The 12,162-nt window shown below is 40.7% G+C and carries 8 protein-coding genes; 4 read left to right on the top strand and 4 right to left on the bottom strand.

The features are described 5' to 3' along the window. Positions 1-50 precede the first annotated feature (50 nt). Positions 51-2,684, bottom strand: a complete 2,634-nt coding sequence (locus tag PTT44_RS09225; protein WP_168159020.1) for a Lon protease family protein — start codon at positions 2,682-2,684, stop codon at positions 51-53. A gap of 181 nt (positions 2,685-2,865) precedes the next feature. Between PTT44_RS09225 and PTT44_RS09220 the strand changes: the two genes are divergently transcribed. The 4 genes from PTT44_RS09220 to rpmE all read left to right on the top strand — a co-directional run bounded on the left by PTT44_RS09220 (position 2,866) and on the right by rpmE (position 7,113). Further along, positions 2,866-5,007, top strand: coding sequence for an AmpG family muropeptide MFS transporter (locus PTT44_RS09220; RefSeq protein WP_168159019.1), 2,142 nt, complete (start codon positions 2,866-2,868; stop codon positions 5,005-5,007). Between the two features lie 123 nt (positions 5,008-5,130). Beyond that, positions 5,131-5,532, top strand: coding sequence for a lactoylglutathione lyase (gene gloA, locus PTT44_RS09215; RefSeq protein ID WP_058869446.1), 402 nt, complete (start codon positions 5,131-5,133; stop codon positions 5,530-5,532). 167 nt (positions 5,533-5,699) lie between these two features. Continuing rightward, positions 5,700-6,680, top strand: coding sequence for a bile acid:sodium symporter family protein (locus tag PTT44_RS09210; protein WP_062034584.1), 981 nt, complete (start codon positions 5,700-5,702; stop codon positions 6,678-6,680). 205 nt (positions 6,681-6,885) lie between these two features. Beyond that, positions 6,886-7,113 (top strand): 50S ribosomal protein L31, encoded by a 228-nt coding sequence (rpmE, locus tag PTT44_RS09205; RefSeq protein ID WP_004693579.1) that lies wholly within the window; start codon positions 6,886-6,888, stop codon positions 7,111-7,113. Between the two features lie 148 nt (positions 7,114-7,261). Here the strand turns inward: rpmE and PTT44_RS09200 are convergent, their stop codons facing one another. From PTT44_RS09200 to epmB, 3 genes are read right to left on the bottom strand one after another with little or no spacing between them, the layout of a single operon-like run. Continuing rightward, positions 7,262-9,388 carry a sensor domain-containing phosphodiesterase gene (locus tag PTT44_RS09200; RefSeq protein WP_168159018.1) on the bottom strand — a complete coding sequence of 709 codons (2,127 nt, stop codon included), beginning with the start codon at positions 9,386-9,388 and terminating at the stop codon, positions 7,262-7,264. Beyond that, a complete protein-coding gene (locus PTT44_RS09195) occupies positions 9,370-11,115 on the bottom strand; it encodes a GTPase (RefSeq protein ID WP_273795637.1) in 1,746 nt (581 codons plus the stop codon). Before PTT44_RS09195 ends, PTT44_RS09200 begins: the two co-directional genes overlap by 19 nt. Positions 11,116-11,132: 17 nt before the next feature. Beyond that, positions 11,133-12,149 (bottom strand): EF-P beta-lysylation protein EpmB, encoded by a 1,017-nt coding sequence (gene epmB, locus PTT44_RS09190; protein WP_168159017.1) that lies wholly within the window; start codon positions 12,147-12,149, stop codon positions 11,133-11,135. Positions 12,150-12,162: the final 13 nt, after the last annotated feature.

The following is a 12,162-nucleotide window of genomic DNA, read 5'->3' as shown; positions in this document are numbered from 1 at the left end:
TTGTAAAAAAAGCGCCATTGAGGCGCTTTTTTTTTGTTTGAGGGAAAGGGTTAATCCGCTGTAGTTACTGTGCTTATGGCTTCAGAAGTGTGTTCCGATGCATTTTCAGTTGCAACGGTCTTCTTTTCAGCTTTTGCCTTTTTTTTGTCCTTCTTCTTTTTTTTCTTTTTCTTCGGCTCTTCTTCAAACTCAGCACCATCTTCAATGGCTTGCCAATAATCTAGCTGATCCATCACCGCCGCATAAATGGACTTCTTGGTATAGCGCCCTTTCTTGTCTAAAGTGCCGACTGGTCGAGCCATAAGTAGTTCAAGCGCTTGATCAATCGTATCTATAGCATGAATGTGGAACTGGCCATTTGAAACCGCTTCAATCACGTCTTTACGTAACATTAAATGTTGCATGTTTTGACGCGGAATAATCACACCTTGTTTACCAGTTAAACCTTGAAGTTTACATGCATCGAAGAAGCCTTCAATTTTCGCATTGACACCACCAATTGGTTGAACTTGACCTAATTGGTTCATTGAGCCAGTAATCGCCCAAGACTGATCAATCGGGAGTTGGCTAATCGCTGAGATTAAAGCAGAGAGTTCTGCAACCGTAGCACTGTCACCATCGACTTGACCATAGCTTTGTTCAAAAGCAAGCGCAGCAGAGAAGTGTAGCGTTTGCTCACGACCAAAATGTGCTTTTAAGAAAGATGACATCAATAGCACACCTTTCGCATGCAAAGAGCCACCGAGTTCAACACTACGTTCAATATCTAGAATATCGCCGCCGCCTTGATACACGGATGCTGTGAGACGTGACGGTAAGCCAAATTCAACATCTGCATAGTGAATGACGGAAAGCGCATTAATTTGACCGAGACGGTGTCCGCGCGTTTCGATGAGCTGCGTACCACGTGACAAATCCTGCCAATAGAGTTCTCGTAAATAGCCTAAGCGATATTTACGATGATCTAATGCCATATTAATGTGTTGATCCGAGACCATCTTATCGCCTGATTGGAAGGCATGATGATGCGCCTCACGAATCAAATCACCCAAAGTGAGGGCATGTAGAGATAAGGAGCTTTGGTCTTCGGCTTGACGGCTAGAGTCGGTCAAAAGTGCAGAAAGTGCAGATCGATCGAAAGGAAGCAGTTTGTCGGCCTGTACATAGTCTGCAATCAGTTGCATATAGGCTTGTTCATTTACTTCATTACGCTGCAACGTATCAGTAAAGTCGGCACGGATTTTAAAGACACTGCCAAGCTCAGGTTCTACTTCGAGTATTTCATAGTAAATTTCAGGCTCAGCCAATAAAACCACTTTCAAATTCAGTGGGATTGCCTCAGGTTCAATTGAAATACTTCCCGTCAGTGTCAACATATGCTCAAGTGAAGAAAGTTTCAGCTGGCCTGATTTTAAAGCACGTTTTAGACCTTGCCATGCATAAGGCTGTTCAAGCAGTTGTTCTGCTTCTAACATTAAAAAACCACCATTGGCTTTATGCAATGTCCCTGGGCGGATTAGGGTAAAGTCTGTAGTAATGGTGCCATGTTGAGTCAGTTGCTCTACGTGGCCAAGTAAGTTGTAATGTGTGGGGAAATCTTCAAAAATAACCGGTGCGCCAGCATTGGGTTTATGCGACACAATCACATTGGCTTGGTAGCGCGAAGGGATACGACTAAACAGGCCTGGGGTAAAGTCATCTTCTTCTTGTTCGAGCACAACCTCGACATTGTTAATAATGTCTTCAGCATAATATTTTAAATAGTCTTTTAAGCCTTCAACCTCAGTAAACTTAGTCAGTAACTGTTCGACTTTAGGTAATAAAACTTGCTTGGCAATATCGCGATTCAACACTTGAACTTTATCGCGGGCGTCTTCCTCCAAGTCGCCTAAATGCATGCCTAAACGCTCAAGTTTTTTGTCCATGTGGCGTATATTGGCATTAATTTCAGAACGTTCTTTAGGGCTTAACGCATTGATGTCGGCCTGCGTCATTTCCAATACTTTATCGTCTACATACTGGACAGGGATAAAGCAGTGCTCATCATTACGAGAGATCAGCTTGAGGTCGAGTTCTTCACCTTCTTGGGTCAATTCAATCAATGCTTGTTGCTGAACATCACCTGTTTGTTGGCGAATGGCTTCTATACGGTTGTGGTAGGTTTCAGCAGTAAAGCGACGCTCGAGCTGCTTTAAAGTGGTTTGCCATGTTTGATGTAACATGGTTTGAAATTTTACTGCCTGACCCGCAGGCAGCTCTAAAGCAATCGGTTGACGTGGGCTTTTAAAATTATAAACGTAAACCCAATCGTTTGGTGTCGGCATATTTTTGGCGTGTTGCTGGAGTAAACGCTTGACCATGGTGCGCTTGCCCAAGCCAGCTGTTCCTACGGCAAAGATGTTATAGCCAGAGTAAGGTAAGGAAATGCCTGCTTCAACTGAAGCACGTGCGCGGTCTTGCCCTAAAAAATTATTGAGCGGTTTAATACGACGCGTTGAGGCTGGAATCTTATCCAGAGCAGGTGTGTGCGTCAGTTGCTCTGCTTGAAGTTGTGTCTTTGCTAAGGTCGTTTGAATTTCGGGTTGGTCAAATGCTGAACTAAGGTTGTTTTCTGGATTTTCTTGACTATTTAATGCGGGTGGTACAGATATAGAAGAGCTCATTTGATCGTGTTTTTGGGTCACTTTGAAATCCGAAACTAAAGATTGCGTTAGAAACTTAAAGGTATACAGGTTTAATGCAAAAGATCAAGCAAAGTCGCAGTGTTTGTCGACAAAAATAGAACATTGATTTTATAAATCAGGTTGAAACAAATTGTATTAAGGGTTTGAATAGCAGCATTGGTTTTAAGACAACAAAAACGTAATGACAACACAATCTTCAGGATGGAAATCCGCCTTTACTGCATTTTTAGATCGCCGTGCGTTGATCATGCTGTTTTTGGGTTTCTCAGCAGGTATCCCAATCCTGTTAATTTTCTCGAGCTTATCTTTATGGCTAGGGGAAGCAGGTATTGATAAGAGCGCGGTGACTTTTTTTAGTTGGGCAGCTCTGGGTTATTCATTCAAATTTGTTTGGGCCCCTTTGGTCGATGAATTGCCTGTACCAGTGCTGACCAAATTATTGGGTCGTCGCCGTGCGTGGTTATTGATCGCACAACTCTTAATTATCTGTGCCATTTCTATCATGGCTTTTTCAGATCCGTCTCTTGGTCAGAGCTATCTTTACCAAATGGCTGCGGGTGCTGTGCTTTTAGGTTTTTCTGCTGCGACACAAGATATTGTGATTGATGCCTATCGTATTGAGCTGGCAGAAACGCAAATGCAAACGGTGTTGGCTTCAACCTATAACGCTGGTTATCGCATCGGCATGATCGTTGCGGGTGCAGGCGCGTTATTTTTAGCGGCTTATTTGGGTACAGCTAAGGGCAACTATATTTATGAGGCATGGAAGTGGACGTATTTGGCAATGGCGGCAGTCATGTCGGTTGGGATTGTGACCACTTTATGTATACGTGAGCCACAAGTTGATCGGGTACGTAAAGAATATAAACGCGTAGATTATTATCGTTTAGTGGCAGTTTTCTTTGTATCTGTGGTGAGTTTTGTACTGAGCTATATTTATTCAGGCAAGTTCACTGAAATGCTGATCCAGCTCTGGTCGATCAAAGATAGTTTTGCACTGTTTTGTTTTGAGGCTTTACGTTTTATTGGCTCTGGTGCTGTTGCATTTGTGGTGGGTTCAAGCCTAGTCAAAATGGGTGCTGTGAACAAACAAATGGCCTATGAAACATGGGTGAATCCTGTTGCAGACTTCTTTAAGCGTTATGGCGTGAAATTGGCGTTGGTATTGCTGTTGTTGATTGGATTTTACCGTATTTCCGACATTATTGCAGGTGTGATCTCCAATGTGTTTTATCAAGACTTAAACTTTACCAAAGAACAGATTGCTGAAGCGGTGAAAGTTTATGGGGTGATTTTTAGTTTGGTTGGTGGCTTTTTAGGAGGGCTACTGGCACAGCGCATGAACATCATGAAGTTGATGTTTGTCGGTGCAATTTTAGCTAGTTCAACTAATCTTATTTTTATTGGTTTGGTCAAATCAGGACAACCTTTAAATGATGTTGTGATCAATGTTGGTGAGCAAAGTTTCAAAGCTCAAGCGGATGAGACAGGTGCATGGGCAATTAAAGTTCCTGTTGAGCAGCTTCAGGCACATGAAAGTCTAACTGCAACGGCCAGTTTTCAAAATGATACTTCAGAGCCTGTTTCGGTCACATTGCCTTATATCAGTCAAACGGGTGCATCTACGGCATTGCTATTGCTACCGATCACGGCTGATAATGTGATTGATCAACGAGAGTCTGAAGGAAGTATCGTAGTACGAGGTCAATACCTTGCTACATTGGCTGAAAACCAAAGGATTCAATTGAGCTTAGATGGTCAAAGCTTTGATGCAAAGTTAGACAAAGAAGGTGTGTTTAGCGCAGCAATTCCCGCGAAACAGCTCCTTGATTCAAATTCTAAAAAGCTGAATGCCGTATTGATGCAAAATGAGCGTGCGCAACAACACACTGCACTGAATTATCAGGTGAATCCTGCAGCTGAAAAATCTGCAACTTTAGATGTTGATCTTCAACCAATCAACTTGAATAAAGCGGTTGATGGACAGTTAGAAGTTAAAGGGAAGGTGATTAAGGAATATAGTTCAAACTGGCTGTATTTTGCGATTATTGTTGATAACTTGGCATCAGGTTTAGCTGGTGCTGCATTTATTGCATTTCTATCAAGTTTGACCAGTGTATCTTTTACTGCGGTTCAGTATGCGATTTTTAGTTCATTGATGACTTTAACACCCAAAATTCTAGGTGGTTACTCAGGGACAATTGTGTCCAATATTGGCTATCCAAATTTCTTCTTGCTGACCACGCTCATTGGAATCCCCATTTTAATCCTAGTGGTCTGGGTAGCGAAACTTCTACGAGAGCATGCCGCTGAACAAAGTTAAAGCATCGACTTGTCTCGAATTAAAAAAGTAGCCCTTGTGGCTGCTTTTTTTATGGTTGAGGTTTGAAATATAGGACGGCTTTGCCTATATTGGGGGCTGAGAATAAATCATGAGGAAATTCCAATGCGCATGCTACATACCATGCTACGTGTAGGCAATTTAGAACAATCTTTGGCGTTCTATACTGAAGTGCTTGGTATGACTTTACTTCGTAAGCGTGATTATGAAGAAGGTCGTTTTACCTTGGCATTTGTGGGTTATGGTGATGAGGAAAATCATACGGTTTTAGAGCTGACACATAACTGGGATACGGACAGCTATGAATTAGGTAATGCTTACGGTCATATTGCCATTGCTGTAGATGATGCTTATAAAGCTTGTGAGGACATCAAAGCGCGCGGTGGTAATGTCGTGCGTGAAGCCGGACCAATGAAGGGTGGCGTAACGGTTATTGCCTTTGTAGAAGATCCAGATGGCTATAAAATTGAACTGATTCAACAAGATAATAATGCACGTAATAACTAAGCTGTTATTAGGTCATATGCAGCGTGTATGCACAGTATTAATTAAAAAAATATTGAACATATCCTGTAAAAGCTAGCTTTATTTATATAGCTCAGTAAGATGAATTTACCCAAAGGTAAATTAGTCGCTGGGCTTTTTCATTTTTAGAGGAATGACAGGATGTTGGTATGTTGAAATTATTGGCACTCGATCGGTTTACGTTATTGCTATTTGTTATGGTGCTCTTAGCCAGCTTTGTCCCTGTTTCAGGTCAAGCTGCCAGTGTATTTGGTGTACTGACGACGGTCGCAATTGCGATATTATTCTTTTTGCATGGTGCTAAACTATCCCGTGAAGCCGTGATTCAGGGCATGATGCATTGGAAACTCCACGCGTTGGTTTTTGCATTTACCTTCATCCTTTTTCCCGTTTTAGGTTTGCTTGCAAAACCTGTATTGGTACCACTACTTGGGCAGGAGTTGTATTGGGGCTTTTTGTTTATGTGCTTTTTGCCATCGACAGTACAATCTTCAATTGCGTTTACTTCGGTCGCGCAAGGCAATGTGGCTGGGGCGGTATGTAGTGCATCATTTTCAAATTTGATCGGGATGTTTATTACCCCTGTGATGGTAGCCTTTTTCATTTTGGGGCAGTCAGAGCATGGTTTTGATCCAACCTCGTCTATTCTTCAAATCACCTTATTGCTGTTGGTTCCGTTTGTCCTTGGACAGCTACTTCGACCATATGTATTTCCGTATATGCAGAAAATGCCAAGCATCGTCAAAGCATTCGATCAGGGTTCGATATTAATGGTGGTGTACGGTGCTTTCAGCAGTGCTGTGGTAGCGGGCCTATGGCAAGAGGTGAGTGTTGGTACGTTAATCCTATTGATTATTGTGTGTTCAGTCTTATTGACGATTATTATGTTGCTTGGGTTGTTTTTACCACGTTGGTTAGGCTTTAACCGTGCCGATCAGAAAACCATTTTTTTCTGTGGTTCAAAAAAGACTTTGGCTAGTGGTGTTCCAATGGCACAGATTCTTTTTATTGGACAACCTTTGGGGATGATTGTTTTACCGATTATGATTTTTCATCAAATCCAGCTGATGGTGTGTGGGATTATTGCTAACTATTGGGCCAAGCAATCTGAAATTGAAACGAAAGAATAATTGGCTATCTGATACTATATCTCGTATAATATTTGCCACTTGTTGTGCTTAGCTCTGACGGTATCCGTCTCGGTGGGCCAAAAGAATGGTCTGTTATGGTGTTGATCTGCAACTTAATTTAATTAAGTGGCCCTTTCCTCAATTTTGAGAGTGATCAATTGCGATGACAGCAAAACCTTCTTTAATTTTTATGGAGTAATCGACGATGCGCGCCGATATTCACCCAAAATACCAAACTTTAGTTGCTACATGTTCTTGCGGTAACGTAATCGAAACTCGTTCAGCACTTGGTAAAGAAACTGTTTACCTAGACGTATGTTCAGCTTGCCACCCATTCTACACTGGTAAGCAAAAGAACGTTGACACTGGCGGTCGTATCGACAAGTTCAAACAACGTTTTGCTGGCATGTCACGTTCTATCAAACGCGACTAATAGCAAAAGAAAAAAACGGGCATTTGCCCGTTTTTTTTATGCCTATGATATTTGAATACAGAGTCATAGGGCTGCTAGTTAGACCATATAATAAAAGACCCCGTATAGGGGTCTTGAAATTTAGAGGTTAGTATCCAAGGTCAAAGCTTTACTGATCCTGCACATCAATCAGATGATCGAGTTTCTTTTGGAAATAATCGCCTTGAATGAAGCGGGCATCGACATTCCATGCATTGGCAAATGACGTCATATCATTCAGATCACGCAGCATAATTTGAATGTTTTTCAATTGATGATATACCGCAACTTTTTCTTGCAACTCTTCCGTGTTGGCGTCGCTATTGAGCATGCGAGTTAAGTTTTCATGTAAAGTGAGATTGTTGATATCGAGCTGACGTAGGATAGATTCACTATAAATGCTATTACCAAAGTCACGAATTGAAACTTCAGCACCAAATTGGCGAAGCTGGGCAATGTATTTTTGCGCTTCAGCAATGTTTTGGCTGATATCATCCTCAGAGAACTGAAGGGTAATTGGGTGACTTAACTTGCTGCGTACAATGGTAATCAGTTTGGCGATAAATTCAGGGAAAGAGCGGTCATTCAACAGTACGGCTTTGTTTAAGTTTACAATCAACTTTGCTTCAGGATACTGAGTTATAAAATTGTGTAGCTGTTTACAGGACTCAACTAAAATCCAGCGGTCAAGTTTAATAGAAAGTTCGTGGTCTTCACTTAACTCTTTGAGGCTCGATATATCTTTCCAGGTATTACCATAAATAAAGCCACTAGTAACTTCATAGGTGTATAAATTAGTGTCTTCTTTGTCGTAAAGCTGTTGATATTTAAGATGAATCTCGCCACGCTCTAATGCAAGATGTAAGGCTTTAAGCACCGTAGGTTCATTTGCTGTTTTTTGAGTGTCTAAAGTATCGCTGACTATAGGATTAATCAACTCAATTACAGGCGTATCAATACTGGCTTTTTGCTCAATTTCGCAATCGTCTTGATTGGTCGGTAAAGCGGTTTTAAAGGCTGAGCACAATAAGTTTTCAAACTGATCTTGATTTGAAATTTCACCTTTCAGTAAAGTGTAGCCAATGCGCAAATTTACGGGATAGCTATTTTTTTCTACCGTGATGAGCTGTGGTTTGGTGAGCGCATTTAAGGCAATCAGCTTAGATTCAAGTTTGGCCTGTGATTCTGCTTGGAATAAACCAACGATGGTTTGCCCACCCGCCTTAAACAGAGGAATATGAGTCTGTTCATTTAAAAAACTGTAAATATTGTTAAAATAATCACGCGTGGTTGCCCAGTTGGCTTTAAAAATTTCATCTGGACAAGAGCTGAGTGCAAAGCTAACCAAAGCATTCTGATCAGAAGGCTGTTTGGTCATAGCGCGGTTAATTTGTTGATACGTATTAGGTTTTATCGCGTGTTTTTCAGTGTTGATCGATGGAGCAGCAGGTCGTTCAGATTCGACTTCAATCGTCAGTTGGAGTGCATCCTCTTCAGGTGCAGCTAAAAATTCAACCTTTAAAGGATTTTTAGTTTGGGCATTATTATTGAGAGTAGCAACTTCAAAAGCACCTAAATCAAACTGACCTTGTGAAATTTTCTTAAAGCGTACTTTGAAATCGTTTACATCTTTCGGCTGGAGAATATCAAGCAGGGGTTGACCAATAATATCATCTTCAGAGCTTAAGCCGAACAGTTGTAAGTATTCAGCATTGGCTGAAACATGAATCCCTTCTTGAATTAAAGCGATGGCTTTATTGCTTTCTTCAACTAAAGCCTGTGCTTGGCTTTGCGCTGTTTCAAGCTCATTCATGAGTTGTTGTTGGCTTTGCAATAAACGACTTAATGACAGCGCACGCAGTAGACCTAAGTAAAAGTTATCCGCTTCTTCTAAGTCCAAAATATCATAGACCCCTTTACGAATAAAACTTGCGTATTGGGTTGATTGATATTCATCTGGCTTTAATAAAATCAGTGGTAAATTGACTTGGTTAGAGTTGCGAATCAAAGTCAGTGCTTGTTCATACTTTAAGTCATAGGCGCGACCAAAAATCACCACGTCCCAAGGCAGATGAAGCTGTTTTTCAAAGTTTTGCAAGTCATCCAGTAAGGTGGCATGGACTTGATGATCGCTAGAAGTTAAAAGGTCACGAATTTGGTTATAACGGATCTGATTATCATCAATAATGAGTAAACGTGTTTCCGTACGTTTTAACTTTTTAGATAATAATGGATTTCTCACTTCAATGCTTCCCATAAATCGTGATTCTTAATAGCATTCATTTGCTTTTGAATAAAACTTTGAACCAATGGCTCTTGTTGGTCATTCAATAATTCATAATCAAAACGAATAAAACTTTGTGTAATTAAATGTGCTTTTACTAAATAAATTTTAAGATCTTCATCACCTAAGCGTAAGTGTATAGTTTGTTTTTCTCGGTACATATTCGAACCCGGCACAATGAGACTGGTCTGTACTTCATCTAGCTGGGACGTTTGTACCAGTAACGCAGGCTGATAGTTCTGAGTGGTTCGGTCTGTTTTTACCATAACAGCACATGGGAAAAGATCTTGCGCTAAGATTTCTAAACCCAGTTCCAAGCTTTTTTCACTCGATTGTTTAATCCAGCGAATCACACCACCGCGCCATTGGCTATGCGCATTTTCTTGGACCAAAATAAACTCACCTGTTTTTAAATGTGCAGGTGTTGGTCCAGTCCAGCGGATACGGTAACCATTCACACTAATATCTAAAACTTCGGCAGGGTAGATTTGTTTCGATTCACGATCAATCATACGAGCAGAACTCGTCTCCACAGGAATATTACTGTTCATGGAGTTGATCACGTGACTTTCATTCTGAAAGTTGTAGTTGCCTTCTAGCTCTAAAGTTTCATTAAAGTTCTTGCCTTTAGACAAATAGAAATGTGCGACTGATAGGCCAAAACAAATTTGTAATTGGGCAGAGTATTCATAACGTTCATGCTTACGTTCAATATTATTGGTCAATAAGTTATGAATGTGAAAATGCAAAGCAGGGGTAAGGAAAATCTTCTCATCGCGAGACAGTGGCTCGGCGCGTTTGGTTTGCATCTCTGAGAGATGATCAAGCAGGGCTTGCGTCGAGATAAAAATATTCGGCTGAATGTGACTGTTTTTTTGAGAATTATAAGTTGGTGGATAATCTTTTGATGCATCGACAATATAGCGAGATAAGGTTGTTTCTTTAGGTAAAATTTGAATCAGTTTCGCCCAATCAAAGCTACACAAAAACAGCCCTTGAATCTCACCTGGACGGATTTGATGGGTATTAAAAATATCCAATAGAATGAGCTGCGCATAGGCTTGACTAATATTGCTCAGTTGATGCTGCGTGCCTTGTATTTGATTAATGTTGGTCAAATAGAAGTTATTTTGAATAGCAGAATCCAAGAGTTGATGAGCTGCTAGCCACTGACCCGGAATCGGGGAACTATAGAGCAAGTGTTGTTGGTACAACAGCAGTGACAGTTGTTGTAAAGCATAATAACTCGATACGGTTCGAGCCGTTTGTAGGTTCTTTTTTTGATTAAAAGCAAATAGAGAAAACTTATTTTGAGTGATTTGCTGAGAAACACGTTTTGCAATGTCGATATAGACTTTAGCAAAATGACTACGCATTAATAAGGCAAGCTCAATAATATGGTCATTTCGGTCAGTGGTGATGAGGCCTTGATTAAAAAAATGTTTCTCTAAACTGGTAAGCACATTTTCCAAATTTGGATGCAGCAATTGAACTAAATCAAAGCGAAGTGTTTCACTGACTTGAAGTTCGGAGACTTCAAGTAATGCTTGAAATAAGGAACGAGAAGAGTCACCCAATTGTAAAATGGATAAGTTTGCTAACCATTCTTGTAAGCCTTTGACTGTGCTTGGGCAAAAACTAAGCTTATCCAACTTTAATTCAGTTGGTTTTTGGAAGATATCTGAAGTACTCGTCGTCATCATCGTTATTATTTAACTCAAAAAGTTGAAACCCCGAAAAGTGGTGTCTTATTCTTTTCTCCCGCAATTTCCCTGACCAGCTTGGGAACCAGATAGCCGGGTAGATTCGCCAATAATCCTTGATACAGCAAATCAATGTCTTGCGAGTTTAAATCAAAATGGTGAGCCCCTTTTACTTTATCTAAAACATGTAAATAGTATGGCAATACACCTGCATCGAATAAACGGTAGCTCAAATCTGTCAAAATTTGAACGTGATCATTGACCCCTTTCAATAAAACCGCCTGATTGAAAACGGTGATTTTTTCTGCGACTAATTGCTGTAATTGACGGCAGGTAAAATCATCCAATTCCGATGCATGATTTGAGTGTACCACTAGAATAATGCGCAGCCTACTGTTTTTTAAGATGGAAATTAGCTCATCATCGACACGGTTAGGCATTACGATAGGAACTCGTGAGTGAATTCTCAAAAATTTAAGTTGGGGAATACTTTCTAAGCGTTCAATCCATAATTTTATTTTACGATTGGACAGCGTTAAGGGGTCTCCACCACTCAAAATGACTTCATTAATGTCAGGTTGCGACTGAATATAGTGTTGAATATTGATCCAATCTTCTGACTTTGGTAGGTTCTCTTGATAGGGGAAATGTCGACGAAAACAGTAACGACAATGAACGGCACATGCCCCAGTTAGTGTCAGTAAGAAACGAGTTTTATATTTGTGCAAAACACCGGGTTGTTGGTTGGCTTGTTCCTCACCCAAGGGGTCGGTCACGAAGTCGGGATGTTCTTCAAGCTCAAGATGATGGGGCAGGACTTGAAGGAGTAAAGGATCAAGCGGATTACCTTTTTGCATTCTTGTCACAAAAGCACGGGGAACACGGAGTTTAAATTGGATTGATGCAAGCAGTGCGCCTGACAGCAGTTGCTCAGGAGAAAGCTCTAGAATATTAAGTAATTCTAAAGGATCAGTAATTAAATCACTGAGTTGAGCTTGCCAATTTTGCTCTTGGTACAAATAATGAGTCATGCAATAAGGGTCA

The organism is Acinetobacter sp. Gutcm_16 (assembly GCF_028649355.1).
GTDB lineage: Bacteria > Pseudomonadota > Gammaproteobacteria > Pseudomonadales > Moraxellaceae > Acinetobacter > Acinetobacter johnsonii.
This window is presented reverse-complemented; position numbering and strand designations above follow the sequence as displayed.

Bases quoted from the DNA above. Each gene is read 5' to 3' on its own strand.
- PTT44_RS09220 (WP_168159019.1), top strand. From the start codon at position 2,866: ATGACAACACAATCTTCAGGATGGAAATCCGCCTTTACTGCATTTTTA.
- gloA (WP_058869446.1), top strand. From the start codon at position 5,131: ATGCGCATGCTACATACCATGCTACGTGTAGGCAATTTAGAACAATCT.
- PTT44_RS09210 (WP_062034584.1), top strand. From the start codon at position 5,700: ATGTTGAAATTATTGGCACTCGATCGGTTTACGTTATTGCTATTTGTT.
- rpmE (WP_004693579.1), top strand. From the start codon at position 6,886: ATGCGCGCCGATATTCACCCAAAATACCAAACTTTAGTTGCTACATGT.
- PTT44_RS09200 (WP_168159018.1), bottom strand. From the start codon at position 9,388: ATGGGAAGCATTGAAGTGAGAAATCCATTATTATCTAAAAAGTTAAAA.
- PTT44_RS09195 (WP_273795637.1), bottom strand. From the start codon at position 11,115: ATGACGACGAGTACTTCAGATATCTTCCAAAAACCAACTGAATTAAAG.
- epmB (WP_168159017.1), bottom strand. From the start codon at position 12,149: ATGACTCATTATTTGTACCAAGAGCAAAATTGGCAAGCTCAACTCAGT.